General features: G+C 71.8%; 29 protein-coding genes. 19 read left to right on the top strand and 10 right to left on the bottom strand.

Annotated features, from left to right (window positions below):
- Window positions 1–4 precede the first annotated feature (4 nt).
- The gene (locus tag KBX71_RS28125; protein WP_124820694.1) at window positions 5–643 is read right to left on the bottom strand and encodes a DUF6642 family protein; all 639 of its coding nucleotides are present in this window, start codon (window positions 641–643) and stop codon (window positions 5–7) included.
- 305 nt (window positions 644–948) lie between these two features.
- Between KBX71_RS28125 and KBX71_RS28130 the strand changes: the two genes are divergently transcribed.
- Window positions 949–1,728, top strand: a complete 780-nt coding sequence (locus KBX71_RS28130) for a D-Ala-D-Ala carboxypeptidase family metallohydrolase (RefSeq protein WP_210820822.1) — start codon at window positions 949–951, stop codon at window positions 1,726–1,728.
- A gap of 101 nt (window positions 1,729–1,829) precedes the next feature.
- Here KBX71_RS28130 and KBX71_RS28135 read toward each other — a convergent pair whose 3' ends face one another.
- From KBX71_RS28135 to KBX71_RS28145, 3 genes are all read right to left on the bottom strand, one after another.
- Window positions 1,830–2,183, bottom strand: coding sequence for a hypothetical protein (locus KBX71_RS28135; protein WP_247684246.1), 354 nt, complete (start codon window positions 2,181–2,183; stop codon window positions 1,830–1,832).
- Window positions 2,184–2,373: 190 nt separating this feature from the next.
- Entirely contained in the window at window positions 2,374–3,087 is a 714-nt protein-coding gene (locus KBX71_RS28140; protein ID WP_210820874.1) for a response regulator transcription factor, read from the bottom strand.
- Window positions 3,066–4,319 carry a sensor histidine kinase gene (locus KBX71_RS28145; protein WP_210820824.1) on the bottom strand — a complete coding sequence of 418 codons (1,254 nt, stop codon included), beginning with the start codon at window positions 4,317–4,319 and terminating at the stop codon, window positions 3,066–3,068. The genes KBX71_RS28140 and KBX71_RS28145 overlap by 22 nt, the downstream gene beginning before the upstream one ends.
- Before the next feature lie 132 nt (window positions 4,320–4,451).
- Between KBX71_RS28145 and KBX71_RS28150 the strand changes: the two genes are divergently transcribed.
- The 5 genes from KBX71_RS28150 to KBX71_RS28170 all read left to right on the top strand — a co-directional run bounded on the left by KBX71_RS28150 (window position 4,452) and on the right by KBX71_RS28170 (window position 8,179).
- Window positions 4,452–5,348: an ABC transporter ATP-binding protein gene (locus KBX71_RS28150; protein WP_210820825.1), complete on the top strand. Its 897-nt coding sequence runs from the start codon at window positions 4,452–4,454 to the stop codon at window positions 5,346–5,348.
- Window positions 5,345–6,142 carry an ABC transporter permease gene (locus KBX71_RS28155; RefSeq protein WP_210820826.1) on the top strand — a complete coding sequence of 266 codons (798 nt, stop codon included), beginning with the start codon at window positions 5,345–5,347 and terminating at the stop codon, window positions 6,140–6,142. The genes KBX71_RS28150 and KBX71_RS28155 overlap by 4 nt, the downstream gene beginning before the upstream one ends.
- 2 nt (window positions 6,143–6,144) lie before the next feature.
- The gene (locus KBX71_RS28160) at window positions 6,145–6,894 is read left to right on the top strand and encodes a hypothetical protein (protein ID WP_210820827.1); all 750 of its coding nucleotides are present in this window, start codon (window positions 6,145–6,147) and stop codon (window positions 6,892–6,894) included.
- A gap of 32 nt (window positions 6,895–6,926) precedes the next feature.
- Window positions 6,927–7,490 (top strand): heme-binding protein, encoded by a 564-nt coding sequence (locus tag KBX71_RS28165; RefSeq protein WP_210820828.1) that lies wholly within the window; start codon window positions 6,927–6,929, stop codon window positions 7,488–7,490.
- A 149-nt stretch (window positions 7,491–7,639) separates the two neighbouring features.
- Window positions 7,640–8,179, top strand: coding sequence for a DUF1697 domain-containing protein (locus tag KBX71_RS28170; protein ID WP_210820829.1), 540 nt, complete (start codon window positions 7,640–7,642; stop codon window positions 8,177–8,179).
- 43 nt (window positions 8,180–8,222) lie between these two features.
- On the opposite strand, the gene KBX71_RS28175 is transcribed toward KBX71_RS28170, so the two are convergent.
- Window positions 8,223–9,203 (bottom strand): MBL fold metallo-hydrolase, encoded by a 981-nt coding sequence (locus tag KBX71_RS28175; protein ID WP_210820830.1) that lies wholly within the window; start codon window positions 9,201–9,203, stop codon window positions 8,223–8,225.
- Window positions 9,204–9,357: 154 nt separating this feature from the next.
- A complete protein-coding gene (locus KBX71_RS28180) occupies window positions 9,358–10,284 on the bottom strand; it encodes a serine hydrolase (protein ID WP_210820831.1) in 927 nt (308 codons plus the stop codon).
- Between the two features lie 52 nt (window positions 10,285–10,336).
- Here KBX71_RS28180 and KBX71_RS28185 point away from each other — a divergent pair, with 52 nt between their 5' ends.
- Together KBX71_RS28185 and KBX71_RS28190 are read left to right on the top strand one after the other, a co-directional pair.
- The gene (locus KBX71_RS28185) at window positions 10,337–11,302 is read left to right on the top strand and encodes a LysR family transcriptional regulator (protein ID WP_210820832.1); all 966 of its coding nucleotides are present in this window, start codon (window positions 10,337–10,339) and stop codon (window positions 11,300–11,302) included.
- A gap of 97 nt (window positions 11,303–11,399) precedes the next feature.
- Entirely contained in the window at window positions 11,400–12,251 is an 852-nt protein-coding gene (locus KBX71_RS28190; RefSeq protein WP_210820833.1) for an aldo/keto reductase, read from the top strand.
- Between the two features lie 76 nt (window positions 12,252–12,327).
- Here KBX71_RS28190 and KBX71_RS28195 read toward each other — a convergent pair whose 3' ends face one another.
- Window positions 12,328–13,170 carry a helix-turn-helix transcriptional regulator gene (locus KBX71_RS28195; RefSeq protein WP_210820834.1) on the bottom strand — a complete coding sequence of 281 codons (843 nt, stop codon included), beginning with the start codon at window positions 13,168–13,170 and terminating at the stop codon, window positions 12,328–12,330.
- Between the two features lie 102 nt (window positions 13,171–13,272).
- Between KBX71_RS28195 and KBX71_RS28200 the strand changes: the two genes are divergently transcribed.
- Entirely contained in the window at window positions 13,273–14,025 is a 753-nt protein-coding gene (locus tag KBX71_RS28200) for an SDR family oxidoreductase (RefSeq protein ID WP_210820835.1), read from the top strand.
- Between the two features lie 83 nt (window positions 14,026–14,108).
- Here the strand turns inward: KBX71_RS28200 and KBX71_RS28205 are convergent, their stop codons facing one another.
- Window positions 14,109–14,624: a GNAT family N-acetyltransferase gene (locus tag KBX71_RS28205; protein WP_210820836.1), complete on the bottom strand. Its 516-nt coding sequence runs from the start codon at window positions 14,622–14,624 to the stop codon at window positions 14,109–14,111.
- A gap of 129 nt (window positions 14,625–14,753) precedes the next feature.
- Between KBX71_RS28205 and KBX71_RS28210 the strand changes: the two genes are divergently transcribed.
- The 3 genes from KBX71_RS28210 to KBX71_RS28220 are packed head-to-tail and all read left to right on the top strand — an operon-like array spanning window position 14,754 to window position 17,203.
- Window positions 14,754–15,308, top strand: a complete 555-nt coding sequence (locus tag KBX71_RS28210) for an NADPH-dependent FMN reductase (RefSeq protein ID WP_210820837.1) — start codon at window positions 14,754–14,756, stop codon at window positions 15,306–15,308.
- A 27-nt stretch (window positions 15,309–15,335) separates the two neighbouring features.
- A complete protein-coding gene (locus tag KBX71_RS28215) occupies window positions 15,336–16,349 on the top strand; it encodes an ATP-binding cassette domain-containing protein (RefSeq protein WP_196928177.1) in 1,014 nt (337 codons plus the stop codon).
- Complete coding sequence (locus tag KBX71_RS28220) at window positions 16,346–17,203, top strand: ABC transporter permease (RefSeq protein WP_210820838.1); 858 nt, start codon at window positions 16,346–16,348, stop codon at window positions 17,201–17,203. The genes KBX71_RS28215 and KBX71_RS28220 overlap by 4 nt, the downstream gene beginning before the upstream one ends.
- Before the next feature lie 112 nt (window positions 17,204–17,315).
- Here KBX71_RS28220 and KBX71_RS28225 read toward each other — a convergent pair whose 3' ends face one another.
- Window positions 17,316–20,627, bottom strand: a complete 3,312-nt coding sequence (locus KBX71_RS28225) for an AAA family ATPase (protein ID WP_210820839.1) — start codon at window positions 20,625–20,627, stop codon at window positions 17,316–17,318.
- A gap of 103 nt (window positions 20,628–20,730) precedes the next feature.
- Here KBX71_RS28225 and KBX71_RS28230 point away from each other — a divergent pair, with 103 nt between their 5' ends.
- The 5 genes from KBX71_RS28230 to KBX71_RS28250 all read left to right on the top strand — a co-directional run bounded on the left by KBX71_RS28230 (window position 20,731) and on the right by KBX71_RS28250 (window position 24,711).
- Window positions 20,731–21,270 carry a PadR family transcriptional regulator gene (locus KBX71_RS28230; RefSeq protein ID WP_307847350.1) on the top strand — a complete coding sequence of 180 codons (540 nt, stop codon included), beginning with the start codon at window positions 20,731–20,733 and terminating at the stop codon, window positions 21,268–21,270.
- Window positions 21,267–21,983, top strand: coding sequence for an ABC transporter ATP-binding protein (locus KBX71_RS28235; RefSeq protein ID WP_307847352.1), 717 nt, complete (start codon window positions 21,267–21,269; stop codon window positions 21,981–21,983). Before KBX71_RS28230 ends, KBX71_RS28235 begins: the two co-directional genes overlap by 4 nt.
- Before the next feature lies 1 nt (window position 21,984).
- Complete coding sequence (locus KBX71_RS28240) at window positions 21,985–23,784, top strand: FtsX-like permease family protein (protein WP_210820840.1); 1,800 nt, start codon at window positions 21,985–21,987, stop codon at window positions 23,782–23,784.
- A 113-nt stretch (window positions 23,785–23,897) separates the two neighbouring features.
- Window positions 23,898–24,350 (top strand): helix-turn-helix domain-containing protein, encoded by a 453-nt coding sequence (locus KBX71_RS28245; RefSeq protein WP_247684247.1) that lies wholly within the window; start codon window positions 23,898–23,900, stop codon window positions 24,348–24,350.
- Window positions 24,343–24,711 (top strand): DUF4180 domain-containing protein, encoded by a 369-nt coding sequence (locus tag KBX71_RS28250; protein WP_210820841.1) that lies wholly within the window; start codon window positions 24,343–24,345, stop codon window positions 24,709–24,711. Before KBX71_RS28245 ends, KBX71_RS28250 begins: the two co-directional genes overlap by 8 nt.
- 5 nt (window positions 24,712–24,716) lie before the next feature.
- Here the strand turns inward: KBX71_RS28250 and KBX71_RS28255 are convergent, their stop codons facing one another.
- Window positions 24,717–25,352, bottom strand: a complete 636-nt coding sequence (locus tag KBX71_RS28255) for a hypothetical protein (RefSeq protein WP_210820842.1) — start codon at window positions 25,350–25,352, stop codon at window positions 24,717–24,719.
- A gap of 50 nt (window positions 25,353–25,402) precedes the next feature.
- On the opposite strand from KBX71_RS28255, the gene KBX71_RS28260 reads away from it, so the two are divergent.
- Both KBX71_RS28260 and KBX71_RS28265 read left to right on the top strand, forming a co-directional pair.
- A complete protein-coding gene (locus tag KBX71_RS28260; RefSeq protein WP_210820843.1) occupies window positions 25,403–26,365 on the top strand; it encodes a DUF1963 domain-containing protein in 963 nt (320 codons plus the stop codon).
- Between the two features lie 68 nt (window positions 26,366–26,433).
- Complete coding sequence (locus KBX71_RS28265) at window positions 26,434–26,655, top strand: hypothetical protein (protein ID WP_145787082.1); 222 nt, start codon at window positions 26,434–26,436, stop codon at window positions 26,653–26,655.
- Window positions 26,656–26,691: the final 36 nt, after the last annotated feature.

Genomic DNA, 26,691 nt, shown 5'->3' on the forward strand with positions numbered 1-26,691 from the left:
CGGGTCAGCTGGGTCGGGCCGCTGCCCGGTGCACCGACTGGGTGGGCACGCGGGGGCGGCCGGACGGCCGCCAGGCCCGACCGTTGGCGTAGATCACCCGAAAACCGAGGTACGACGCGAGCGGCGCCCAGTGCGCGGAGCCCATCCGCAACTCGGCGGCGTTGTGTCGTTGGCCGTTGGCGAGCACGTCGAGAAGGACGGTTTCGAAGGCCGCCGATTCGACCCAGTCGACTTCGCGGGTGAAACCGCAGATCAGAGCCGCTCCGGTGACTTCCAGGAACTCGCGCAGCACCGCGTCCGAGGCGCGCAGCACCGAGCAGCTGCCGAAATAGAGTCGTCGCCCCTCGGCGCGGCCGGCCATCAACTCGGCCACCTCGTTCAACTCGACCGACTGCCAGTCGGTGAGGCAGAGCCGGCTCGGCTCGCCGTGCATGGCGAAGAAGCCGACGCGGTGGTCGGCGTACTGCTTGAGCAGCCAACGGTCCAGGAAGTAGAACAACTCGTCGCGGGTGGCCGCGTCCTTGTGGATGAAGCGGATCTTGCCCAGCCGCTCCAGCAGCTCCAGGGTGGGCAGCACCGAGCCCCGCTCGTTGAGGTCACGGTGCCACTGACCCTCGACACAGAAGACGCCACCGCGTGCCACGCGCACCTCCGCCAGTCCGCCCATCCGAGGCTGACGTTACCGGCCGCCGCTGCCCCGGGAACATCACCCTCCGTGTGGCAGATTGCGACGTTCGGTGTGCTTGCCCGCAGGAGGGTCGATCGGCGGGAAATGACTGTTTCGCAAATCAGCCGAATTCCCAGGCAATACCCAGGGATAGCGGATTGTGAGCACGATTCTCGTTAACCGCCTCCAACCGCACGGATCGGTGCGAGGGTGGAAATCGCAGGACTTCTCGGTCGATGTCCTGGAGCCACCCCATTCGCTCTCCTATCGGGAGGACTTCTGTGCGCGTAAACACCTTGAAGCGGGTCGCCGTCGCATTCGCCCTGGCGCTGCCCGGGGCCGCAATCGCCACGGTGATCGCCGCACCGGCGGCGCACGCGGACGGCTGTTACACCTGGAACCGCACCCTGACCCAGGGGCGTTCCGGAGACGACGTCCGCCAGTTGCAGATCCGGGTCGCCGGGTGGGCCGGCTACCGGGACATCGTGGAGAACGACGGGCGCTACGGGCCGAAGACCGCCGCTGCGGTCAAGCGGTTCCAGCAGGCGTACGGGCTGCGCGCCGACGGCATCGCCGGCCCACAGACCTTCGCCAAGCTGTACCAACTCCAGGACAACGACTGCACGCCCGCGCACTTCAGCTACAGCGAGCTGGACAACGGGTGCGGCGGGAGCGGGTGGAGCGGCGGCCCGCTGTCGGCGAACCAGACCAAGCAGAACGCGCTGCGCACCATGTGGAAGCTGGAGGCGCTGCGCAAGGGCCTCGGCGACAAGCCGCTCTACGTGTCGAGTGGATACCGCAGCCGCGCCTGCAACAACCAGGTCGGCGGCGCGTCCGACAGCCAACACCTCTACGGCAACGCGGCCGACGTGACCTCACGGACGTCCTCGCTGTGCCAGGTCGCCCGCGGCGCCCGCAACAACGGCTTCAGTGGGATCTACGGGCCGGGCTACCCCGACCACGACGACCACGTGCACGTCGACTCGCGGCGGGAGAACAACAGCGACAACAGCTCGAACACGACGAGCTGGTCCGCCCCGGACTGCGGGGTCGGTAACTGAGCCGCACGCTCAGAGCGACGTCGGCCCGACGCGGAGGGGGAATCTTCGCGCCGGGCCGACGTCGTGTCGCCCCGGGTCGGGTGGGCGGAGGGGTAGCGCGCTCAGCTCGCCCGGGGCCAGCGCGGCGCGGTGACGGGGGGAGTCACCGGCCGGCCAGCAACGGTGGGCCGTATCCCCTGGGGGACGGCCCGCGCGGCCTGTTGCCGCGACGGCCCGGTCGCCGTGAACGGGAACGGCACGTGCACGAACGGATTACCGTGCCGGATCAACGCCTCGATCTGCCGCTCGTTGAGCCCGTGTGCCTCCAACACCCGTCGCCCCCAGCGGTGCAGCCGGCACGGGTAGGAGGCGCCGTCGTTGCGGCACAGCGGCCCGGTGGGCCACTCCTCGGCGGTGTGCACAACCACCGCCCGGACCGCGAGCCGGACATCCTCCGGGGTCAGGGGTGCCGGCATTGGCACCTCACCCAGTACCTGATCGATGGGATCCGTCGACTGCTCACCAACTCGCACGGCAGGCCTCCCGCAGTTCGGCAGCGGTACGGCGGACCCACCGCACCGACATCCTCGGCCATGGGTACGGCGGACACTGGACGAAAGTTCAATTCCGGTACGCGGTAAGCAGATCCGCCGCCGACAACACCCGTCAGACGAGCCCGGCGTCGTGCACGAGCAGCGCCACCTGGACCCGGTTGTTCAGCTCCAGTCGGGTCAGCAGCCGGGAGACGTACGCCTTCACCGTCGCCACGCTCATGAACAACTCCCCCGCGATCTCCGCGTTGGTGTGGCCCCGCCCCAGCGCGACCGCCACCTGCCGCTCCCGCTCACTGAGCCCGCTGAGCAGCCGCAGTGCCCGCTCCCGGCGTGGGTCGGGACCGGCAGGTCCGGGAGTGGCGGCGGTCACGTGGGCGATCAGCGTTCGGGTCACCGTCGGGGAGAGCGTGGCCTCGCCGGCCGCCACCCGTCGTACGGCGTGCACGATCTCCGCCGGCGGAGTGTCCTTGAGCAGGAATCCGGCCGCCCCGGCGCGCAGCGCCCGCAGCACCTGCTCGTCGGCGTCGAAGGTGGTCAGCACCAACACCTCCGGCGGGTGCGGCTGGGCGCGCAGCGCCTCGGTGGCGGTCAGCCCGTCGACCCGGGGCATCCGGATGTCCATCAGCACCACGTCCGGGGCGTACGCGGCGACCGCGGCGGGCACCTCGCCGCCGTCGGCTGCCTCGCCGACCACTGTCAGGTCCCGCAGACCGCCGAGGATCATGGAGAGCCCGGCCCGGACCAACGCGTCGTCGTCCACGATCAGCACGCGCACCGGCGGCCCGGCCACGTCGGCAGGCCCGGTCACGCTGGCCACGGCAGCCAGGCGGCCAGCCGGAAGTCGCCGGCGTCGTCCCGGCCGTAGGCCAGCCGGCCGCCGGCCAGGGTGACCCGTTCGCTGATGCCGACCAGGCCGGTGCCGGCGCCCGGCAGCGTGCCGCCGGGCGGTGCGCCGACCGGCCACCGGTTGCCGATCGCCACGGTCAGCCCGGTGCCCGGCCCGCCGGCCACGTCCACGGTGACGGCCGCGCCGGCCGCGTGCTTGCGGGCGTTGGTCAGCCCCTCCTGCACGATCCGGTACGCGGCCCGGCCCAGCGCCGCCGGCACCGCCCCCGGGCTGGCGACGCTGTCGCTGACGTTCACTCGCACCCCGGCCGACCGCGACTCGGCGATCAGCGCCGGCAGGTCGGCGAGGGTGGGCTGCGGCGGCTCGGGGGCGTCGCCGGCACCGTCGTCCTCGGCCCGGAGCACCCCGATCACCTCCCGCAGGTCCTGCAGGGCGGCGTGCGCGCTGCCCCGGATCACCCCGGCGGCCCGGGCCACCTCGTCGGCCGGCGCGTCCGGGCGGAATTCCAACGCCCCGGCGTGCAGGCTGAGCAGGGAGATCCGGTGGGCCAGCACGTCGTGCATCTCCCGGGCGATCCGGGTGCGTTCGAGGTGGCGGGCCTGGGTGACCCGCAACTGCTGCTCCGCCTCGGCACGCTCGGCACGTTCCCGCAACGACACGATCAACTGCCGGCGGGCCCGGACGAACATCCCCCAGGCCAGCACCGCGAAACTGAGCACCACACCCCAGGACGCGGTCTCCCAGTACGACATGTGTGGATCCGGACGCACCCAACTGAAGACCATGTTGGTGAGAAGGCCGGCGCCGGTGACCGCGATCGCGATGGCGGTCCGCCGGTGCACCACCACCGTGAAGTAGAAGATCAACAGTGGGATGGCGGCGGCCAGCGAGAACAGGGTCAGCGGTGTCGTGGCCACGATCAGCCCGAGCGGCCACCGTCTGCGCAGCCAGAGCAGCCCGCAGCAGACCAGACCGAGCAGCGCGTCCACGCCGGTCATCCAGTCGTGCGGCAGCGGGATCGCCATCGCCGGATCCGGCGACAGGGCGTCCGCGGTGACGAACAGCACCCAGAGCAGGGCGGCCAGGAACGCGAGGCTGTCCACGATCCAGTCGCGGGTCGTGCGGCGCGGGTGGGTGCGCCCCTGGTCGGCCGGCACCACCAGCGCCCCTGGCAGCAGCCAGGGGTGCTCCGGGACGGCGAGGCTGGTCACCGCCCCATGCTAGGCAGCCGACAGGCACCGCGACCAGCTACCAAAGTCGCTACCCAAACGTCGACCAAGGTCGACGTGGCGCCGACCGGTGGCCGCAGCGGATGGCCGGGCGGCGCGGGCAGGCTCAATCGCATGATCAGCGTGGAGAACCTCACCAAGCGATACGGGCCACACCCGGCCGTGGACGACGTCTCGTTCCAGTGCGAGCCGGGCACCGTCACCGGCTTCCTCGGCCCCAACGGCGCCGGCAAGTCCACCACCATGCGGATGATCTGCGGGCTCACCGCCCCGACCGCGGGCCGTGCCACCGTCTCCGGTCACCCGTACAGGGAACTGCCCAACCCGGGGCGGGAGGTCGGGGTGCTGCTGGACGCCTCCGCCCAGCACGCCGGGCGCACCGGCCGCGAGGCGTTGACGCTGTCCGCGTACACCATGGGTTTGGACCGGCGCGAGGTCGCCGCGAAGCTCGACCTGGTCGGGTTGAACGCGGTGGCGGCGAAGCGTCGGGTACGGGCGTACTCGTTGGGCATGCGCCAGCGGCTCGGCCTGGCGCAGGCGCTGCTCGGCGACCCGCGGGTGTTGATCCTCGACGAGCCGGCGAACGGCCTGGACCCGGAGGGGATCTTCTGGATGCGCGGTTTGCTGCGCGACTTCGCCGACCGGGGCGGCACAGTGCTGCTCTCCTCCCACCTGCTGCGCGAGGTGGAGGCGGTCGCGGACCGGCTGGTGGTGATCGGGGGTGGCCGGATCGTGGCCCAGGGCAACAAGAACGAGTTGCTGGCCGGTGGCGGCACTGTGGTCCGGGCCCGCGACGGCGCGGCGCTGCGCCGGGCGCTGGAGGTAGCCAACCTGAGCGCCGCCGACAGCTCCGAGGGCCTGCTCGTGCAGGCCGACGCCGAGGCGGTCGGCCAGGCCGCCGCCGATGCCCGCGTCGCGTTGGCCGAGCTGCGGCCCGCCAGCGGCGGTGGCCTCGAACAGCTCTTCCTCACCCTGACCGCCGGCGAATCCACCAAGGAGGCCGTCCGATGACCACCACCACCGCGCCCGCCGCCGGCGCCGTCGCGCCCCGGCAGCACTCTTCGGTACGCCGTCCGTCGCTGCTCCGGCTCTCCGCCGTGGAGGTGCGCAAGCTCGTCGACACCCGGGCCGGCCGTTGGCTGCTGATCACCATCGGCCTGGTCACCGCCCTGATCGTCACCCTGCAACTGATCTACTCGAAGGAGGCCGACCAGACCTTCCCCAACTTCTTCGTCCCGTCGCTGCTGCCGGTGTCGGTGCTGCTGCCGGTGCTCGGCATCCTGTCGATCACCAGCGAGTGGTCGCAGCGGACAGCCCTCACCACGTACGCCCTCGTGCCCCGCCGGGAACGGGTGGTCGTCGCCAAACTGATCGCCGTGATGCTGACCGCGCTCGCCTCGGTGCTGGCCAGCCTCGTCTTCGCCGCAGTCGGCACGCTTGTGGCCTCGGCCACCGGTGGCGCGGGCACCTGGACTTTCGACTGGTCACTGCTGCTGAACGCGGTGATCCTCCAGGTCACCGGTGTGCTGACGGGTGCCGCCTTCGGTCTGCTGCTGCTCAACCCGCCGCTGGCCATCGTCGGCTATTTCCTCCTGCCCACCCTGTGGGGAGTGCTCGGTGAGATGGTCAAGCCTCTGCGTGGCCCGTCCGAGTGGTTGGACACCAGCAAGACCATGGAACCGTTGTTCAGCAGCGACGCCGTCACCGGCGGGCAGTGGGGGCGGATAGTGGTGTCCCTGCTGGTCTGGATGGTCCTTCCGCTGGCCGCCGGTCTGTTCCGGACGCTGCGCCGCGAGGTGTCCTGACCATGGACCTGGCCGGCGATCGACCACGCACAGTCGTCAGCGGTGGCGCGACAGAGCTGGCCGTCATGTGGGGTGGCTTCCCGCTGGTCGGCGCGGGCCTCGGATGGCTCCTCGCGGCGACGACCGGTTGGCTGGCCCGGCTGCCCTGGGTGCCGTTCGGTGACCTGGTCGAGTGGCTGGACCGGCTGCCCGAGCCGCAGGCCACCGCCGGCGCGGTCGCGGTGGGCGTCCTGGGCGGCCTGGTCGTCGCGGGGATCGGCACCGCCGAACGGCTGATCGTCACCGTGGACGCGGCGCAGGTCCGGCTGCGCCGCGCCGACCAGGACCGGGCGGTCGCACGGGCCGACGCCCGGGTGGTCTTCCTCGCCGACAAGCACCTGGTGCTGCTCGACGCCGACGGCGCGGAACTGGTGCGGGAGTCCACGGACCTGCCGGCCGCGAAACTGGCGGCGGCGTTCCGGGCGCACGGCTGGGGTTGGGCGGACGACGACCCGCACCGATCGGCGTACCGGCTGTGGGTTCCGGACCTGCCCGGGTTGCCCGCCGGCGCGGACGCGCTGCTGCGCGCCCGGCAACGAGCGGTCGAGCGGGACCGCCGCGACGACGCCCGTGAGCTGCGCCGCGAGCTGGGTCTGCTCGGGGTGGTGCTGCGCGACGAGGGCAAGCGGCAGTACTGGCGGTTGACCGCGCGGGCCCTCGCCTCCGGGCCGGAGCAGCCGACTTCGGCCGAGCGGGAGCCGGACGGGCGGTAGCGTCTGTCCCAGCAGACCCTGGGAGCCGCGTGATGACCGAACAGCAGCCGTACCGGGTGGTGTCCCGACACCCCGGCTTCGAGCTGCGTCGGTACCCCGCCCACCTGGTGGCCGAGATGCAGATCCAGGCGTCGTTCACCCGGGCGCCGATCGAGGCGTTCCGGCCGCTTGCCGCGTACATCGGTGGCGCCAATCGGGCCCGGCACCCGATTGGTTCCGCCGCTCCGGCGATGGCGGCGGCCGGCGACTCGGAGAAGATCGCCATGACCGTGCCGGTGGTCCAGATCGAGGGCGAGTGGCCGGGCGCGTACCTGATCCAGTTCGTCATGCCGGCCACCTTCACCACCGCCGCCCTGCCCGAGCCGGTGGATCCCCGGGTGCGGATCCATGCGGTTCCGGCGCGACTGGCGGCGGCGATGCGGTTCTCCGGACGGTGGACGGAGCAGGCGTTCAGCCAGCGGGCCACCATGCTCGGCCGGTCGGTGACCGCCGCCGGGCTGCAACCGACGGGCGCCATCCGGTACGCGCGCTTCGACCTGCCGTGGAAGCCGTGGTTCCTGCGCCGCAACGAGGTAGTGCTGCCGGTCGTCGAGTGAGCTACCTGAGCTGCCGGCGGTCCTCGACGGTCGGTCGCGCCAGCAGCACTGCCATTCCGAGCCCGGGGACCCCACCCGACGCCCGACCGGGGCCTGGTCGGGCCGGGCGGCCTACGCTGAGCCGGTCGGCCGCGAACCCAGGAGGAGCCATGACCCGGTACGTCGCCCTGCTGCGCGGGGTCAATGTCGGCACCACCCGGCTGGCGATGGCCGACCTGCGCCGGATCGTCACCGACCTCGGGCACGAGGACGCCAAGACGTACCTGCAGAGCGGCAACGTGGCCTTCGGCAGCACGGTGCGCGACGCGGAGAAGGTGGCCGCCGGGATCGCGCGGGCGCTCACCGACGAGCTGGCGTTGACGGTGCCGGTGCTGGTGCGCAGCGGTCGGGAGTTGGCGGCGATCGCCGGCGGCAACCCGTACGCCGATCGGGAGGACGACCCGACGCGACTGCTGGTGGCCTTCCTCGCCACCGCACCGAAGAAGTCCACTGTGGATGCGCTCGCCGTGCCCGGTGGTGAGAACGTGTCGTTCACGGTGACCGGCCGGGAGGTGTTCCTGCACTACGTCGACGGCGGTTACGGGCGGTCGAAGTTCACGAACGCGTACCTGGAGAAGAAGCTCGGCGTGGTGGCCACCACCCGCAACTGGAAGTCGGTGCGGGCCCTGGCGGAGATGACCGCCCCCTGACCGGGGGTGGGGGCCGCTGCTCGGCGACCCCCACCGACGCCGCTCAGAAGTGGTACGCGGTCTCGTACTCGGGCACCAGCACCCGGCTGCGCGGCGAGATCCGGCGCACCGCCGCGATCATCTCGTTCAACCGGGTGCGGTCGGTCGGGGCGACCGGCGGCGGGTTCTGCAACGCCGTCTCGAAGTTGTCGTAGTGCACCGGCACCACGACCTTCGGGTAGTCGAGGCCGGCCAGCAGCCGGGGCAGGTAGTCGCCGGTGGTGGTGGCGTTCTGCATGGCCACCATCGCCACGTCGGGTGCGAGGCCGGTGAGATTCCGCTCGGCGACGTCGCTGGCCCCGGTGAAGTAGACCGACGGGCCGCCGTCGACCCGCAGCAGGTAGCCGAGCGTGTCGCCCTCCGGCAGGTCCGCGATGGTGGCCGGCTGCGGCGGCGGGGTCACCCGCACCCCGGGAAAGGCCACCGAATACGACGGGTTGCGGCTGTGCAGCGAGCCGACCACCTCGACACTGTGGTCGCCGAAGTCCAGCACCTCCCCACCCTTCACGGCGCTGAGCTGCGTCGACGGCACCTCGTAGGCCAACCCCAGGTGGTACGCGGTGAGCGTGCCGAACACCCGCGCGCCGGTGCGCTTGGCGATGTACGGCACGTCCATGAAGTGGTCCCAGTGGGTGTGCGTGACCAGCACCGTCATGGCCCGGTCGACGCGCGGATCGATCATGTCGGTGCGCACTGTCAACGGGGTCTCCGTCTTGAAGGCGCCGGTGAACAGCCCGGTGTCGATCCGGCTGAGGAACGGGTCGACGAGGACGGTGCGGTCGCCGATGTCGACGCGCCAGCCGGCCGTACCCCACCAGCGGAAGCTGACCGCGCCCTTGCGGCGGGCGGTCGGCGCGGCTGCGGCGGTCGGCGTGGGCGCGGCGTGGGCCGGGGTGGCGACGCCGGCGGCGAGGCCACCGGCGGAGACCAGGGCTGTGGTGGCGGCGGCGTCGCGCAGGAAGCGTCGGCGGTCGAGACTGGGCATGCGGATCTACTCCCCGTGGTCGGGCGATGTGTCGACCACGAGCCAACCAGCGCCACCGGGCCGCGGTCCAAGATCGAAGGCCGCCGGCTCCGATACGTCAGTGGATATCGGTGCTGGTCAGCGGGGGTGCGGCGGCGCTCGGACGGGCGCGAAATCAGTAGCCGCGCAGCGCCTCGACGGCCGTCCGGGCGGCCTCCCCCATCGCCAGGTCCACGTCGATGCGACGCGGGGTCAACTGTTCGGCGCGGGCGAAGACGGCGATCGCGTACCGGCCGCCGTCGGGGTATTCGGCGACCCCTGCCTCCAGGTGGAACCCGGGCAGGGTGCCGGTCTTTCCGGACACCCGGATTCCCGGCGGAAAACCGGCCGCCAGCCGGGTCCAGAAGATCTGCCGGGCCATCCAGGTGCGGACCATCGCGCAGGCCGCGGCCGGCCCGGCCTCGTCCCGCCAGATCAGCGTGAGGAGCCGGGTGATCTCCCGGGCGGTGCTGGACGTGGTGTGCGCGGGGTCGAAGACCCGCATGGCCCGGACCCGGTCCACCGGCAGCGTGGGGAAGATCCGGGCGAACTCCGCCTCGGTCCGGGCGCCCACGTCGGCGAGCATCATCTCGACCAGCTCTCGAGGACCACCGAGCACACGGGTACGGGTCAGACCCAGTTCGACGGCGAGCATCGGCAACAGGTCCGGGCCGACCCGGCGCAGCAGCAGGTCGGCGGCCGTGTTGTCGGTGACCGACATGGCGAAGTACGCGAGGTCGCGCAGCGACACCTCGACGTCGTCGGTGCAGCCGGCTAGACCCCACCCACCGAGGCGGTCGGCGGCGGTGACCACTACCCGCTCGGTCGGATCCAGCTGACCGGCCTCGACCTGCCGGGCGAACTCCAGCACCAGCAGGATCTTGAAGATCGAGGCGATCACCACCTGCTCGTCGGCCCGCACCCCGACCTCGCGAAGGCCGCCGCCGGCCGGGTCGCCACCGTCGACGGCGCTCAGGTCGACGGCGTCCAGGTCCACGACGTGCAGGCTGGCCGTCACCCCGACGGCGGCGAAGATGGCCTCGATGCGTTCCTCCACGTCCACGACAGCACGGTATCCAGCGGCGGCGTGGCGGCGCTGGCGTAGGGTCCCGGCCGTGGATCTGCTCCGGCACCTGCGGCACTTCGTGGTGGTCGCGCACGAACTGCACTTCGGGCGGGCCGCGGAGCTGCTCGGGATGGCCCAGCCGCCGCTGAGCCAGTCGATCCAGCGGCTGGAACGGGAGCTGACTGTCGAGCTGTTCGACAGGTCCCGCCGCCAGGTACGCCTCACCACCGCCGGTGAGCTACTGCTCGGCGAGGCGGAGGAGCTACTCGCCGGCGAGGGTCGACTCCGCAGCCTGATGGGGCAGATCCGCGCCGGTGAGCTGGGCGTACTCCGGGCCGGGGTGCCACCGGAGACGCCCGCCGTGACGCTGCGCTCGCTGCTGGACGGGCTCACCACCCGGGCGCCCGGCCTGGACGTGGAACTGCACGAGCTGACCACTGCCGAGCAGGTGCGGATGCTCGCCGAGCGGACCCTGGACGTGGGGCTCGTGCATCACCCGGTGGCGGCGGAGGGGTTGCGTTTCGGCGCCCCTGTCGACGTACCCCTGGGGGTGCTGCTGCCGCGCACCTCGCCGCTGGCCCGCGGCCGTGCGGTGACGCTCGCGTCGCTCTCCGACCTGGATCTGGTGGCCGCGCCCCGCGCCACCGCCCCCGGCTGGCACGACCACCTGCTGGCGGTGTGCCGACAACACGGTTGGCGCCCGGCCCGGGTGCGCCCGGCCCGCAACCCGGAGTTCCTCTTCGGGCTGGTGCTGTCCGGAGGCGGGGTGGCCGTGGAACCGGCGGCGGTGGCCCGCCGGGAACCCCGGATGGCCTGGCGGCCGATCACCGACGCGCCGCTGGCCAAGCGCACCTCGGCGGCCTGGCCGGACCGGTCGGCACACCCGGCGGCCGCGATGTTCGGCCAACTCGCCGCGGAGGTGCTGGCCGATGCCGAGCCCACCGCGCCCGCGCCGCCCGCGACGTCGGTGCCGGCGGAACGGCCGTGGCCGGTGCTGTTCGACACGACCGGGTGAACAGATCCGTCGTTGCGCTCGTCACCCCCGGTTGGGCGGTGAATCGTCCACCCACCCGGGTATGGATGACAGGTAACGAAGACGCGAAGGAGCCGCAGTGGCAATCACGATTCCCGACATCAGCCTGAACGACGGCACCACCATTCCGCAGCTCGGCTTCGGGGTGTTCCAGATCGAGCCGAAGGACACCGTCGCGGCGGTGACCACCGCGTTCGAGGCGGGCTACCGGCACATCGACACCGCCCAGATGTACGGCAACGAGGCCGAGGTCGGCGAGGCGGTACGCGTGTCCGGCCTCGACCGGGGCTCGGTCTACGTGACCAGCAAGCTGAGCAACGCCTTCCACCGCCCGGACGACGCCCGCAGGGCATTCGACTCCACGCTCGCGGCGCTGAAGATGGACCACATCGACCTGTTCCTGATCCACTGGCCGCTGCCGACCCTGTACGACGGCGACTACGTCTCGACCTGGAAGGTGCTGGAGGAGCTTCAGCGCGACGGCCGGGCCCGCTCGATCGGCGTGTCGAACTTCCAGGTGTCGCACCTGGAGCGGCTGGCCGACGAGACGAGCGTCGTGCCGGTGGTCAACCAGGTCGAGGCGCACCCGTACTTCGGCAACGACGAGGTCCGCGCCTACGGCCGTGCGCACAACATCCTCACCGAGGCGTGGTCGCCCATCGCCCAGGGCAAGGTGCTCGGCGACCCGACGGTGGTCGACATCGCCGAGCAGCTCGACCGGACCCCGGCGCAGGTGGTGCTCCGCTGGCACGTGCAGCGCGGCGACATCATCTTCCCGAAGTCGACCACCCCGAAGCGGATCGAGGAGAACACCCGGATCTTCGACTTCGAGCTGGACGACGCGGCGATGGAGCGGATCACCTCGCTGGACAAGGGCGAGGCCGGCCGGCAGGGCGCGAACCCGGACACCTTCGCCTACCTGCCCAACTGACCTGGGCCGCCGGCCACCCGGCGGATGACGTCCCGAAGAGCGCTGTACCTCAGAGGTACAGCGCTCTTCCGCGAGGTCAGGAGCCGACGCGCTCGGCGAGCCGGCGGAACACCGCCTGAGTGGGCGAGCCGGGCTCGGGGACGTAGACGATCAGCCGCTGCTCGGTCTCCGGTACCAGCAGCACCCGGCACTCGAACTCCAACGACCCCAGGTGGGGATGCGGCACCCGCTTGATCACGGGACGGCGTTCCTCCACCTCGTGTTCCGCCCACAGTCGGGCAAACGAGGGCGAGGTGCCGAGCAGCTCGGTGACCAGCTCGCGGATCGCCGGGTCGCCCGGGTAGCGACCGTAGGCGGCCCGCAGGTCCGCCACCGTGCTGTGCACGAACCGGCGGGCGTCGGCATCGGTCCAGTGGCCCTCGGTCACCGAGTGCCGGAACGTCCAGCGGATCATGTTGCGCTCCGCGTCCGGCACGGCCGAGAGGTCGCCCATGAAGTACGTGGCCAGCCGGTTCCAGGCCAACACCTGGTACGCGGCGTCGACGAGGTACGCCGGAGTCTCGATCATCGCGTCGATCAGGTGCCGCACCCCGGGGGTCACCTCCCGGCTCGGCCCGCCGGCCGGAAGCGGATTCTCCCCGGCGATCCGGAACAGATACTCGCGCTCGTCCCGACTGAGCAGCAGCGCCCGGGCCATCGCGGCAAGCACCTGCCGCGACGGGTGCGGCCCGCGGCCCTGCTCCAGCCGGATGTAGTAGTCGATCGACATGCCGGCGAGCTGGGCGACCTCCTGCCGGCGCAGCCCGGGGGTACGTCGGCGTTCACCCTCGGGGAGCCCGACCTCGGCGGGGCGCAACCGGGCACGGCGGGTACGCAGGAACGCCGCCAGTTCGTCACGCCGCAGGCCGCTGCTCGTCATGCCCCCAGCATGCCTCTGTCCGGGCCGGCCAGGGTGGTACCGCCGGTCCCAGCCTCCGCCCGTCTCTCCCCGGGCGCGGCCAGCCCGGCGAGGCTCGACGGCATGACGAACATGACCGCCCTGATCACCGGGGCCAACAAGGGGATCGGCTTCGCCACCGCCCGGCAGCTCGGCGCCCTCGGGATGACAGTGCTGGTGGGTGCGCGGGACGCCGAGCGGGGCCGGGCGGCGGAGCGGGAGCTGCGCGACGGTGGCGCGGACGCGGTGTTCGTGCCGCTCGACATCACCGACGCCGAGTCGGTGACGGCCGCCGCGAAGCGGGTCGAGACGGAGTACGGCCGGCTGGACGTGCTGGTCAACAACGCCGGCATCATCCTCGCCGACGGCGCTCGTGGGTTGCCCAGCGAGACGACAGTGGCGACGCTGCGTCGGCTGTACGAGACGAACGTCTTCGGGGTGGTGACTGTGACGAACGCGCTGCTGCCGCTGCTGCGCCGGGCACCCGCCGCCCGGATCGTCAACGTATCGAGCGAGGTCGGCTCGATCGCGGTGATGACCGACCCCAACGGCGCCCTGTTCGAGCTGACCTCGGTGCCGTACCCGTCGTCGAAGGCGGCGCTGAACATGCTCACCGCGATGTACGCCAAGGAGCTGCGGGACACCCCGATCACTGTGAACGCTGCCAACCCGGGCTACTGCGCCACCGACCTGAACGGCAACAGCGGCTTCCGCACAGCCGAGCAGGGTGCCGAGGTGAGCGTGCACCTGGCGACCCTGCCCCTTGACGGGCCGAGCGGCCTGCTCTGGGGCTTCCAGATGGACGCCGGCGGCGGGTACGGCGTGCTGCCCTGGTGAGGCGGCACGATCGGCGCCGACCCGGCGACCCGGCGCGAGGTCGGCGTGCTCAGCCTCGGCGCTGACCAGCCGCCCCGCCGACCTCAGCTCCCGGTCGGTGGGGCGGTCAGGTCGAGCTGCCAGTCGTTGGCACGCATCATCTGCCCCGGCGGGTATTCGAAGCCGGTCTCGCCGAGCAGCGTGAAGCCGGCCTTGCGACACACCGCGTTCGAGGCCGGGTTGTCGACCGAGGGGTAGGCGTGGGCGTAGTGCCGGTCCCGTCGGGCGCGGGCGACGCCCAGCACCGCGCGCACCGCCGCCGTGGCCAGCCCTTTCCCCCGGTACGCGGGCAGCACCGCCCAGCCCAGCTCGTACACCTGTCGCTCGCGCCACTCGCGGGCCCAGTAGCCGACGCTGCCCGCCCGTGCCCCGTCGGGCAGCACCAGCGTGAACATGCACCCCTGCTCGGTGCCGGAGAAGTGCACGTACCTGTCGTGTCGGGCGAGCACCTTCTCGTCGGTCTCCGGGCCGCCGGTGTGCTTGCGGGTGTCCGGTGAGTTGAGCTGCCGCAGCAGGTCGAGGTCGTTCTCGTGCCACGGCTCAATGCGTACCTGTGCCATCCCGCCCCCCGTTCGTCGACCCCAGTCAAGCCGATCCCACCGACATTTCGCCCCGAACCGCGCCCGCTAGATCGGATCTAGCGGGTGCCTGTCGTCACCTCGCGCCTTCACTGTGGAAGGGGGGTGGCCATGACACAGTTGCGGATCGCCGTGATCGTCGGCAGCACCCGGGAGGGGCGGGTCGGCGACCGGCTCGCCCACTGGTTCGTCGAGCAGGCCGAGCGGCACGACGACCTGACGGTGACGGTCGTTGACCTGACCGAGTACGACTTCCCGGCCACCTACCCCGTCGAGCCGACCGCGTCCATCCGGGCGTTCGTCCGCGAGGTGGGCCGGGCGGACGCGTTCGTCGTGGTCACCCCCGAGTACAACCACAGTTTCCCGGCACCCTTGAAACAAGCCATCGACTACGCGTACGACGAGTGGCAGGCCAAACCGGTCGGCTTCGTGTCGTACGGCTGTCGGTCGACCGGCCTGCACGCTGTCGACCAGCTCCGTACCGTCTTCACCGCACTGCACGCGATGACGGTGCGCGACGTCGTCGGGATCGACCTGCTCGCCGGCGAGCCGACCGCCCAGAGCACCGACGAGCTGCGCCGCGACGTCGGCGTCCTGCTCGACCAGCTGCGCTGGTGGGGTCTGGCACTGCGCGAGGGCCGGGCGGCTCGACCCTACGTCTCCTGAACACGTCAAACACGAAAGGCAAGGATCATGAGTAGACGCACCACCGGTCTGGCCATCGAGGCCGAGGGGCTCACCCGCTCGTTCGGGGACACCCGGGCGCTGGCCGGCATCGACCTGCAGGTGCCCGCCGGCACCGTCTACGGCCTGCTCGGCCCGAACGGCGCGGGCAAGACCACAGCGGTCCGGGTGCTCGCCACGCTGCTGCGACCCGACGGCGGCTCGGCCCGGGTCTTCGGGCACGACGTGGTCACCGAGGCCGACAAGGTCCGGTCCCGGGTCAGCCTCACCGGCCAGTACGCCTCGGTCGACGAGGACCTGACCGGTACGGAGAACCTGGTGCTCCTGGCCCGCCTGCTCGGCCTGCGCAAGCCTGCCGCTCGGGAGCGCGCGGCGGCACTGCTGGCCGCGTTCGGTCTGACCGAGGCGAGCGACCGCCAGGTGAAGAAGTACTCGGGCGGGATGCGGCGACGCATCGACATCGCCGCCAGCATCCTGAACACCCCTGATCTGCTCTTCCTCGACGAGCCGACGACCGGTCTGGACCCGCGGAGCCGCAACCAGGTGTGGGAGATCATCCGGGCGGTGGTGTCGCACGGCACGACCGTGCTGCTGACCACCCAGTACCTCGACGAGGCCGACCAGCTCGCCGGGCGGATCGCGGTCGTCGACCACGGCCGGGTGATCGCGGAGGGCACCCCGGGTGAGTTGAAGTCGTCGATCGGCTCCGGCACCGTCCACCTGCGGCTGCGCGACCCGGGGCAGCGACCCGAGGCGGAACGGGTGCTCCGGGAGGCGCTCGACGTGCCTGTGCAACTCGCCGCCGACCCGGCGGCGTTGACCGCCCGTGTCGGTGAGGCCGGCACCGACCTCGACGCCAGCGCCCAGGCCGCTCGCGCGCTCAACGACCTGGCCCGCGCCGGCATCGTCGTCGACAACTTCTCCCTCGGCCAGCCGAGCCTGGACGAGGTCTTCCTGGCCCTGACCGACCACCCCGCCGTGCCGACCGACGAGCGCGACGACGAGCTGGAGGCAGCCCGATGAGCGACACCACGACCACCACTACCGAACGGGCGCCGTCCGTTTACGTTCCGTCCGCCGAGGCGCTGGCGACAGTGCTCGCGCCAGGTGCCCGACCGCCCCGGCCGAGCGCGCTGGGCGCGTCGCTCACCTTCGGCTGGCGGGCCATGCTGAAGATCAAGCACGTGCCGGAGCAGCTCTTCGACGTGACCGCGTTCCCGATCATCATGGTGCTGATGTTCACGTATCTGTTCGGTGGCGCCCTCGCCGGCAGCCCGCGCGACTACCTGCAGTTCTTCCTGCCCGGCATCATGGTGACAAGCGTCGTCATGATCACCATGTACACGGGCGTCGGGCTCAACACCGACATCGAGAAGGGCATCTTCGACAGGTTCCGGACGCTGCCCGTCTGGCGCCCGTCCGCCCTGGTCGGCATGATCTTCGGCGACGTGCTGCGCTACATCCTCGCCGCAGTGGTGATCCTGAGCCTCGGGCTGGTGCTCGGGTTCCGGCCCGAAGGCGGGGTGGTCGGGGTTGCCGCCGGGATCGGCCTGCTGGTGGTCTTCTCGTTCGCGTTCTCCTGGGTCTGGACGTTCTTCGGGCTGGTCCTGCGCAGCGAGAAGTCGGTGATGGGGGTCAGCATGATGGTGCTGTTCCCGCTGACGTTCCTCAGCAACGTCTTCGTCGAGCCGAGCACCATGCCCGGCTGGCTCCAGGCGTTCGTGAAGGTCAACCCGGTGACGCAGCTGGTAGCCGCGATCCGGGGCACGATGAGCGGCGAGTCGGACCCGTCGGCCACGATGTGGCTGCTGCTGTGGAGCGCCGGCTTCGTACTCGTCTTCGGCACCCTGACCATGCACAGGTACAACCGCCGCTAACCCCTTGCAACCCCTCGCTCCCGCGATCTTGCACTTTCTGTCCCGACAAGGGTGGCAAATCCACCTGAATCGACGACTGAAAGTGCAAGATCGCGGAGGGCTGGGGGTGGGGTTAAAGCCTCCAGGGCAGCGGTCCGGGCGGTAGGTAGCGGCAGGTGGTTCCGGTGGAGACGGAGTCGCGCAGGTGGCTCGCCAGTGCCGGGTGTCGGTCGTCGAGCTTGCGTAGCGTGTCGCGGATTCGCGCGGTCACCGTCTTGCGGGCCCGCTCGGCCTCGTCCCCCAGGCGGCGGCTCCGGCCGGCGAGGCCCGCCGCGGCACGCAACTCGTCGAGTAACGCACCCCGCTCGGCGTCCAGCTTGGACACCTTCCGGTCGTCATCGCGGGCGGCTGCCCGGTCGATCTCCTCGTCGAGACGGGCCAGGTGCCGCCGGTAACGGGCCTTCGCCTCGTCGTCGAGGACCGGGTCGGCCCCCATCCGGCGGGCGGCGACCAGCTCCGGCCCGGCCGCCGGGTCGAGCAGTTCGACCGCCGGCACGTCGGTCCCCGGGCGGCTGAGCAGCAGGTGCAGGTCGTGCAGGCCCTTGGCGTCGGGCAGGTGCACCACCACACCGTCGTACGCGAGCTGCCAGACCGGCCCGTCGCGCCGAAACTCGTACCCCTCGATCGCAGGCGCAATCGGCGCGGCCCGGCCGGGAGCAGCAACCCGGCCCGACCCGGCGGCCTGACCCGACCCGACAACCTGACCCCACCCGGCAACCCGGACCGGCTCGGCGGCCTGGTCTGGGCGGTCGGCGTCGGCGGCCGTCGGGGCGGCGAGGCGGTGGAGCACCTGCGTCATGCCGAGAGCGGTCGCCTCCTGGACGGTGGCGGCGCGCAGCGCGGTCGACGTCGCGGTGTCGCCCGGGTGGCCTCGGCCGACGAGGGCGTTGACGAGGCCGGTGCGGGCGAGCAGTGACCAGGGGCGGGAGCCCAACCGATCGGCGGAGTCCCGGGCGGCGCTGAAGCCGGCGATGGCGTCGTCCCAGCGTTCCTGGGCGGCGTCGATCAGCGCCAGCCAGTGGTCGACGGGCCCGCTGATGTCGCAGCCGAACAGCCCCACCGTCCACTCTCCACGGTGTGGGGCGAGCGCGGCCCGCGCGGCGTCGCAGCGCTGCGGGTCGGCGGACGCGGCGGCGGCCTGCGCGCGTAGCCGTAGCCAGAGTGGTGACACCGGGCGCGGGTACCGCGTGGCGGCGGCCTCGATGCCGGCGGTCAGCCGGACCGCCGTCTCGCCGTCGCCACGCTCGGCCGCGGTGATAGCCCGCAGCAGCTCCCGGTAGGGGTAGTCGATCGGGGCCAGCCCGTCCACGAGCGCGGCGGCCTCGGCGATCCGGCCCTGGAGCAGCAGCCGGGACCAGTGCAGGTGGTGGCCCATGAACCCGAACTCGGCGTGGTTCGGGTCGGCGTCGTCGCTGAGGACGGCGAACCGCTCGTCAGCCATGGCGAAGTCGCCCCGGAACGCCGCGATGATCCCGCTGTCGACGGCCGCGGCCATCCGGTGCCGGGCGAAGCCGCCATGCCGTTCGGCGTCGACGAAGGTGGTGAACTCCTCGGCGAAGCGCGGGTCGCCCAGCTCCAGCAGGGCCACCCAGCGCAGCGAGGTGGCCCACAGTTCGGTTTCCCGGTCGCCCGTCCGGCGGGCCACGTCCCGGATCTCGGCCGTGAGCGCGGCTCGGGTCGCGGCGGTGCCGAGCCCCCAGGTCGTGTCGTGGCGGGCCCAGAGGCTGAAGGTGAGCGCCTCGTCGTCCTGCCCTCGACGGGCGATCGTCTCGCTGGCGGTGATCAGGTCGGCGACCAGAGCGCCGATCGTCGAGGTGGCGTCCGGCTCGCCGATCAACCGGCGGTACGCCTCGCGCACCAACTCTGCCGCCTCGATCGACTGGGCGGTCTCCACCTGGCGGGAGCGGTTCACTGTGAGCGCGACACGGGCCAGCAGCACCGGGTCGTCGAGTGAACGGGCCAGCCGGGCGGCCTCGGCCAGCAGTCGCATGACCTCTTCCCGGCCGGCGTGGTGATAGTGCGCCTCGGCGAACTCGACGAGGATCCGTACTCGTTGTGCCCGGTCTTCGACGACCTCGAGGGCTCGGTGAAAGTGCACCGACGCCTCGTCGCCGGCCAACCGGGCGAACGCGTCCCGCCCGGCGGCGACCAGCAGCGTGGCCACCCGGGCCCGGTCGAGCGCGGGGCCGGCGAGGTAGGCGTGCCGGGCGAGGTCGGCCGGGATCAGCCGATCGGTGAGTTCCCGCAGGTCGTCGACCGCCCGGACCACCGCGCCGTGCCGGGCCCGCCGGTCGTCGTCGGTCAGCCCGTCGTAGAGCGTTTCGCGGACCAGATCGTGGGCGAAGGCGAAGCGGCCACCGCCCCGGGCCACCACCAGTCGGGCGGTCACCGCCCGGTCGAGCAGCCGGTCGACCTGCGCCGCTGGTGCGGCCACGCAGGCCGCGAGGACCTGACGGTGGAACTCGCGACCCAGTACGGCGGCGACGGTCAGCGCCTCGACCACGGCGGCGGGCAGTTGGGCCAGGCGACGGCGCACCGCTTCCCGTACGCCGGGTGCGATCGCGCCGACCGTGTCGTCGGCGTGCCACAGCCGCGCGGTCTGCTCGACGAAGAACGGGTTGCCGCCGGTGCGCCGGTGCACCTCGTCGACCAGGCCGGCCCCGGGCTCCCGGCCGGCGGTCCGGGCCATCAGCTTGGCCACCTCGTCGCGGGAGAAACCGGTGAGGGTGATCGTGGTGGCCTTCGCGACCATCGGCATCAGCAGCGGACGCAGCGGATGTTCGCCGGATTCGACCTCGGCGTCCCGGTAGGTGCCGACCAGCAGGAGCCGCTCGAACCAGGTGTGTTGCGCGGTGAAGCTCAGCAACCGTAGTGAGGCCGGGTCGGCCCAGTGCAGGTCGTCGAGGACGACCACGACCGGCCGGCGTTGGGAGACGGCGACCAGTGCGGCGGTCACCGCGTCGTACAGAGCGAACGCCTCCTGGTCGGCGGCGTCCGGGCCCGGGTCGACGCCGGCCCAGCTGACGAGGCGACCGGCCTGCTCGCCGCCGGTGCCGGACTGGCCCAGCAGGGCTGCGAGGGCCGGCTCCGCGGACTGCCGCGCCACTGCCCAGTCGTCGGCGGAGCGCCGCAGGCCGCGCAGCACCTGCACCCACGGCCAGTAGCCGGGGGCGCTGTCGGAATCCCAGCAGGCGGCGCCGAGCACCAGCGCGCCTCGCTGCCGGGCCTCCCGGGCTGCCGACGTGACGAGGGTCGTCTTGCCGATGCCCGGCTCGCCGGTGACCAGGACGAGACCGCCGTGGCTGCTGGTGGCGCGGTCCAACTCGGCGCGCAGCAGGCCCGCGGGGTGAGCCCGCCCGATGATGGCGTCGCCGAGCGCGTCCATGGTCCCCAGACGGTACTGGACCGGTCCGACGCTAAGCGTCGAGATTTGACAGTGTCATAGCTAGCGGTTATCTATTAGCGGTCGATTCGGGAGGTGCGCCGGGGTGCAGGACGTGGTGCTGGCCATGCTGGCCAAGGAGCCGGCGCACGGGTACGAGTTGCGCGGCCGGATGCGGAACGCGCTCGGCCCACTCGGCGAGGCGATGAACGCGGGGCAGGTCTACGTGACGCTGGCCAGGTTGGCGAAGGCCGGTCTGGTGACCTCGGAGCGGGCCGACGGCCTGCCGGACCGGCCCGACCGACGGGTCTACGCGTTGACCCCGGCCGGGCAGCAACGGGTCGCCGGCTGGCTGACCGAGGTGAGCTGGCCGAAGCCGGACCTCACCGAGTTTCACCTGAAACTGGTGGCGGCCGCGGCTGCCCGGTTGGCCGACCCGGTGGCGTTGGTGGACGCGCAGCGGCGTGAGGTGCTGCGCCGACTACGCGACGCGCAACGCGCGGCGTTGGAGCGGTCGGTGGATCCGGTTGCCGGGTTGCTGTTGGAGGGTGTCGTGTTGCGGTTGCGGGCTGATCTGGAGTGGCTGGAGGCGTGCGAGCGCATGTGGTCCGAGCGTGGTCGAGCGGGACGGAAGGCGGAGGCGTGACCGGGTCGATGGTCGTGCGGGCGCGCGGGTTGAGCAGGTGGTACGGCTGGGACAACGCGCTGGTCCGCGCGGTCGACGAGGTCGACCTGGACGTGCCCGCCGGCCAGACGTTGGCGATCATGGGGCCGAGTGGTTGCGGCAAGTCCACCCTGCTGCACCTGCTGGGCGGGCTGCAACGCCCCACCGAGGGCGAGGTGTGGCTGGCCGACCGTCGGATCGACACGATGAGCGAGCGCGCCCTCGCCCGGCTGCGGCGCGACACCATCGGTCTGGTCTTCCAGTCCTTCCATCTCATGGACGAACTCACCGCTGTGGAGAACGTCGAGATGGCCGCCCTGCTGGCCGGGTGGTCGCCGGGTCGCGCTCGGCGGCGTGCCCTGCACCTGCTCGACCAGGTCGGGCTGGCCGACCGCGCCACGCACCTGCCCTCGGCCCTATCCGGTGGCCAGCGCCAGCGCGTCGCCATCGCCCGCGCGTTGTGTAACGAGCCGCAGGTCGTGCTGGCCGACGAACCGACCGGCAATCTGGACAGCGCCGCCACCCTGGAGGTGCTGCGACTGTTCGAGGAGTTGCACACCACCGGGCAGACCCTCGTGGTGGTCACGCACGACGCCCGCATCGCGGCGGTCGCCGATCGGGTGATCTCCATGCGGGACGGCGCCTTCGCCGACGACAGCCTGCTCACCGACAGCGTCAACAGCGGGGTGCGCTGACGTGGCGGGCCGTCTGTTGCTCATCTGGCGACTGCTGATCCGGGGCCTACGTCGACACCGGACCGAGAACGTGCTGCTGCTGGTCGCCATCACCGCCGCGACAGCGACCCTGACCCTCGGCCTCACCCTCAACGAACTCGTCAGCCGGCCGTACGAGCGAACCCGAGCCGCCACCGCCGGCCCCGACCTCGTGGTGGAGCCGGGCGGCGCCGGCCCGCAGGCCCTGGACGCGCTCGCCCCGTTGACGACGATGCCCGGCGTGACCGCGCACAGCGGGCCGTTTCCGCTGGCCTTCCTCGCGCTGACCGCCCGCGACACCACCGTCCGGGTCGTCGCCGAGGGCCGTGACAGCGCGCCGGCCGCTGTGGACCGGCCCGCCGTGACCGACGGCACCTGGGTACGTCCCGGCGGCGTCGTGGTCGAACGCACCTTCGCCGACGCCCTCGCCATTCACGTCGGCGACACGGTCACCGTCGACGGCCACCCGTTGGACGTGACCGGGATCGCGATCACCGCCGCCAGACCGGCGTATCCGCGTCCCGGGTGGCACCTCCCGGGCAGCGTCCTGACCGAAGGCGCCGGCCTGGTCTGGGTCGACCGTGGCGACATCACTCCGCTCGCCGGTGAGCAACCACTGTCGTACACGGTGAACCTCAGGCTGACCCAGCCGGGGCGCGGCGTCGCCGCGATCGAACCGTCGCTCGGCGACATCGAGCACGATCCGAGATTTCGCGGTTGGCGCTTCAGCACCGAGCGGCAGATCGCCGAGGCCAACAGCAGGTTGAACGGCCCGGCACAGCAGGCTCTGCTGATCGGTAGTTGGCTGCTGACCGCCCTCGCGGTGACCGGCGTCGCCGGCATCGTCGCGGGCCGGGCCATCGGCCAGCGCCGTCGGGTGGGGCTGCTCAAAGCCGTCGGGGCAGGGCCAACCATGATCGCCATCAGCCACCTGGTCGAGTACCTGGTGATCGGGCTCGCCGCCGCCGGCACCGGTCTGGCCGCCGGTTGGCTCGCCGCGCCCGCGCTGTTCGACCCGGCTGCCGGGCTCATCGGCTCGGTCGGCGTCCACCCGCCGCCGCTTCGCATAGTTCTCGCGGCGACCGCGCTCGCCCTCGGCATCTCGGTCGCGGCGACCCTGGGGTCGGTGGTCCGCGCCGCCACTACCAGCACCATGCACGCGTTGGCAGACTCCGCGACGCCACCGCGGCGCCGCGGGTGGGCGATCTGGTTGTCGCGTCGGCTGCCCACCGCACTACTGATCGGGGTACGCATCAACGCGCGCCGGCCGCGCCGCGCGCGGCTCGTCACTGTGAACACCCTGATCGCCACGACTGCGATCGCCGTCGTGTTGATGGCGCTGGCGCAGGATCGCGACCCGTTGGATCTCGGCTACTCGGCGCTTCCCGACGCCCGCGACGAGCGCACCACCCAGGCGATGCTCCTCGTGGTCGGCGTGGTGTGCGTCCTGGCGCTGCTCAACACCGTGGTGAGCACCTGGACCGCGGTCCTCGACTCCCGGCATCCGCTGGCGGTCGCCCGTGCGCTCGGTGCGACACCCGGGCAGGCCGGGCTGGGTCTGGCGATGGCCCAGCTCCTTCCCGCGATACCGGGCGTCGCCGGTGGAGTCCTCGTCGGACTGGTCACTTACTTCGCCGGTGACGACAACCGGTACGCACCCGCCTCCTGGATGCTCGGAGCGGCGTGCGGCGTGCTGCTCGCCGTCGTCGCGCTCACCGCGGTCCCGGCCCTGGCCGCCGCACGCCGTCCGGTAGCCGAGACGCTCCAGTCCGCGGCGACCTGACCACTGCCGACGGCCGGTGCTCGCATGACATGAAGCTCCTTTGGAGCTGATGTCGTAAACGAGTCGGGCCCATCGCTCCCTATGCTTCCCTACTCGGGGTAACGTAGGGAGCGATGACGGAAGAAATGTACTCGGTTGAGCAGGTGGCCGACCGGCTCAACCTGCACGTGCGTACCGTGCGCGGCTACATCCGCTCGGGCCGGCTCCGGGCCGTGCGGATCGGCAAGCAGTACCGGATCGCCGCCAGCGACCTCGACGCCCTCACCGGGCAGGCCCCGGCCGCCACTCCCCTGAGGGGCCAGGCGGAGGTGTCGAGCATCGTGCAGATCGACGGCGTCGACCGGGCCGCCGCCGACCGGCTCGGCACGCTCGTGCTCACCAGCGCCAACACCGCCCACGACCAGGCCCACCCGCTGCGGGTGCAGACGGTGCACGACGAGGAACGCCAGCGCATGAAGATCATCATCCTGGGCGACCCGGCCGCCACCGCCGAACTGCTGCACCTGCTCGACGCCGTCCTCAACGCCGACAACGGCCTGCTCAACCGGGAGGTTCGCGATGTCTGACCAGATCCAGGAACGCGCCGGAGTGCCGGTGCTGGTCTGCGATCCGGCAGGGCCGCCGGTGGCCACCGAGCAGGACGCGCTGGACCTGATCGGCGCGGCGTTCCTCGGCGCCCAGGTGGTCGCCGTGCCGGCCAACCGGCTCGACGAACGCTTCTTCTCGTTGGGCACCCGCTTCGCGGGCGACGTGATGCAGAAGTTCGTCAACTACCGGGTGCGACTGGCCGTCGTCGGCGACATCTCGGCGCAGCTCGCGGAGAGTTCCGCCTTGCGCGCACTGGTGCACGAGTCGAACCAGGGCGGGCAGATCTGGTTCGTCCCCGATCTCGACGCGCTGGACAACCGTCTACGCGCCGCCCGATAGCCACCTCACCGTTCGGGCACAACAGCCATCTCCACCGCGTCCGGCTCCACTCCCCTGATCCGAGCCTGCTCGGCCGCCCACCGCAGGTAGGCCAGCCACTCCTCGGACGACCACCCGTTGCTGCGGCCGACACCCGCCTCGGCGGGAAGCAGACCGGCCACGACACGGTCGAGGATCAGGGGCTGCACGCCGCCCACCCCGCGCCGGTAGCCGACGAAGTAGAGGACCTTCGTGAACAGGCCCGGCCCCAACCAGGGCAGACGAGCGTGATCGGGTTCGCGGAAGCGGCGGTACGCCGTTGACAACGCCTCCTCGTCGGGCGCCGGTGTGGACACCTCTTCCAGCGCGTACGCCAGGCGTTTGCCGAACGGATCGGCGTCGAGCGACCTGGCGGCGCGCCACGGGCCGTACCCGATGGGTCCGTAAGCCCAGACCAGCACGGCGGTCAGTAGTTGTCGTGTGCTCGCGGACCCGGCCCGGTACGCGTCGGCCACCGTGAAGACGTCGCGCCGCCAGAGCTCACCGTTCGCTGGCAGGGAGTCGGGCCACGCGTCGGGCGGCAGCCCCGCCCGCCATCGGTCGACGTTCACGGTGACCGGGGCCCGCTCGCCCGGTAACACCACACCTTCGGTCGTCTGCATGGTCGCCTCCCACAGATCGCGCGCTCGCGGAACTCCGTGGTTCGGACGCTATGGCCGGCCGCTGCTACCTGCCGCCCGCCGACAGCAAATCGCGGTATCGACCGCAGGGGCGCCTGCCTTCCGGGCGGCCGTCATCCGGCGGGGTCGTGAACGTCGGACGGTTGACCTACGGTGCTCCCGTGCATCCCCGAAACGTGAAAATCATCGATCAGGTCCGCACCGAGGCGCTGCGCCGCGACATCCCCGCCGCCGACGTGGAGCGCTGGCTGGAACTCGCCCGCCCGTCTGCCCTCCTGACACAGGGGGGTGACGGGCCGGTCGTGGGCGCCATCCGTGGGCCCGTGATGCTTCCGGCCGACGCCAAGGACCCGACGTTCCCCCTGATCGCCACCATCGACTGCGCTGCCCTCCCGGCAGACGTGACCGACCTTCCGCTACCGGCCGACGGCCAACTGCTGCTGTTCGGTTGGCCCGAAGAGCACGGTTGCGGCCAGGTGATGTACGTGCCGGCGGGCGTGGCCGTCGAGGAGCGAGAACGGTATCCGCCGGGCTTCTCTCCGGACGACGAGGAGTGCGCCGAGGTCTACGGGGAAATCCCGCCGGGCGACCTGCACCTCACTGTCGACATCTCTCTGCCCTACGTCAAGACGATCCCGGGGCCCCCGTGGTCTCCGCCGCTGCCGGGAGATCCCCCGTTCGAAGAGCTGACCAAGGTGTGGCAGGACGTTCTGGACAAGGTGCCGGACGGCGCCTTCTCTTTTGGAGGCTGGACGACGCCGCTGCTGGTGGGCGGCTATGGCACCGACTGCAACGGCTTCAACCCCGCGTGGTTGGGCGCCAACCCCTCGGGCCGGTCCGGCCACGACGAGTCGGACCATGGTGACTGGGTTGTGCTGGCCGAGTTCCACGGCGGCAGACAAGGCGGCGCATCCATCCACTGGGTGATACAGCGTGCCGACCTGAAGGAGCGACGCTTCGACCAGGCCAGCGTCCTCGTCTACTGGAATCCGTGACTCCGCTCGCTCCCGTGAGCTGATGGGGGCTCAGGACTAGCCGCACAGTGACCGGCTACGCGCGATCCATGGGTAGCCACAAGCAGAACAAACACGACAATGGCGGCGAATCGGCGCGAGGCCGGCGGCATCCGGGCAGCGGCGCCCGGGGCCGTCAGGGCTCGCCCGTGGAGCACTCGCCCGACCAACGGCACCGCCGTACCGCGACCGGCCCGGCCGGCACCGAACGCGACCTGGGTCGGGCCAAGGTCTCGGGCGACGGGCGGATCCAGCGCCAAGGCGGCTCCTGAGCCGAGAACTCAGCCGGTGCAGCGGCTCGCACGTTC

Origin of the sequence: Micromonospora sp. D93 (genome assembly GCF_018070365.1) — a bacterium.
Classification (GTDB): Bacteria; Actinomycetota; Actinomycetes; order Mycobacteriales; family Micromonosporaceae; genus Micromonospora; species Micromonospora ureilytica.

Bases quoted from the DNA above. Each gene is read 5' to 3' on its own strand.
- KBX71_RS28135 (WP_247684246.1), bottom strand. From the start codon at position 2,183: ATGCCGGCACCCCTGACCCCGGAGGATGTCCGGCTCGCGGTCCGGGCG.
- KBX71_RS28150 (WP_210820825.1), top strand. From the start codon at position 4,452: ATGATCAGCGTGGAGAACCTCACCAAGCGATACGGGCCACACCCGGCC.
- KBX71_RS28155 (WP_210820826.1), top strand. From the start codon at position 5,345: ATGACCACCACCACCGCGCCCGCCGCCGGCGCCGTCGCGCCCCGGCAG.
- KBX71_RS28160 (WP_210820827.1), top strand. From the start codon at position 6,145: ATGGACCTGGCCGGCGATCGACCACGCACAGTCGTCAGCGGTGGCGCG.
- KBX71_RS28165 (WP_210820828.1), top strand. From the start codon at position 6,927: ATGACCGAACAGCAGCCGTACCGGGTGGTGTCCCGACACCCCGGCTTC.
- KBX71_RS28170 (WP_210820829.1), top strand. From the start codon at position 7,640: ATGACCCGGTACGTCGCCCTGCTGCGCGGGGTCAATGTCGGCACCACC.
- KBX71_RS28175 (WP_210820830.1), bottom strand. From the start codon at position 9,203: ATGCCCAGTCTCGACCGCCGACGCTTCCTGCGCGACGCCGCCGCCACC.
- KBX71_RS28195 (WP_210820834.1), bottom strand. From the start codon at position 13,170: ATGACGAGCAGCGGCCTGCGGCGTGACGAACTGGCGGCGTTCCTGCGT.
- KBX71_RS28200 (WP_210820835.1), top strand. From the start codon at position 13,273: ATGACGAACATGACCGCCCTGATCACCGGGGCCAACAAGGGGATCGGC.
- KBX71_RS28205 (WP_210820836.1), bottom strand. From the start codon at position 14,624: ATGGCACAGGTACGCATTGAGCCGTGGCACGAGAACGACCTCGACCTG.
- KBX71_RS28210 (WP_210820837.1), top strand. From the start codon at position 14,754: ATGACACAGTTGCGGATCGCCGTGATCGTCGGCAGCACCCGGGAGGGG.
- KBX71_RS28215 (WP_196928177.1), top strand. From the start codon at position 15,336: ATGAGTAGACGCACCACCGGTCTGGCCATCGAGGCCGAGGGGCTCACC.
- KBX71_RS28220 (WP_210820838.1), top strand. From the start codon at position 16,346: ATGAGCGACACCACGACCACCACTACCGAACGGGCGCCGTCCGTTTAC.
- KBX71_RS28225 (WP_210820839.1), bottom strand. From the start codon at position 20,627: ATGGACGCGCTCGGCGACGCCATCATCGGGCGGGCTCACCCCGCGGGC.
- KBX71_RS28245 (WP_247684247.1), top strand. From the start codon at position 23,898: ATGACGGAAGAAATGTACTCGGTTGAGCAGGTGGCCGACCGGCTCAAC.
- KBX71_RS28250 (WP_210820841.1), top strand. From the start codon at position 24,343: ATGTCTGACCAGATCCAGGAACGCGCCGGAGTGCCGGTGCTGGTCTGC.
- KBX71_RS28255 (WP_210820842.1), bottom strand. From the start codon at position 25,352: ATGCAGACGACCGAAGGTGTGGTGTTACCGGGCGAGCGGGCCCCGGTC.
- KBX71_RS28260 (WP_210820843.1), top strand. From the start codon at position 25,403: ATGGCCGGCCGCTGCTACCTGCCGCCCGCCGACAGCAAATCGCGGTAT.
- KBX71_RS28265 (WP_145787082.1), top strand. From the start codon at position 26,434: ATGGGTAGCCACAAGCAGAACAAACACGACAATGGCGGCGAATCGGCG.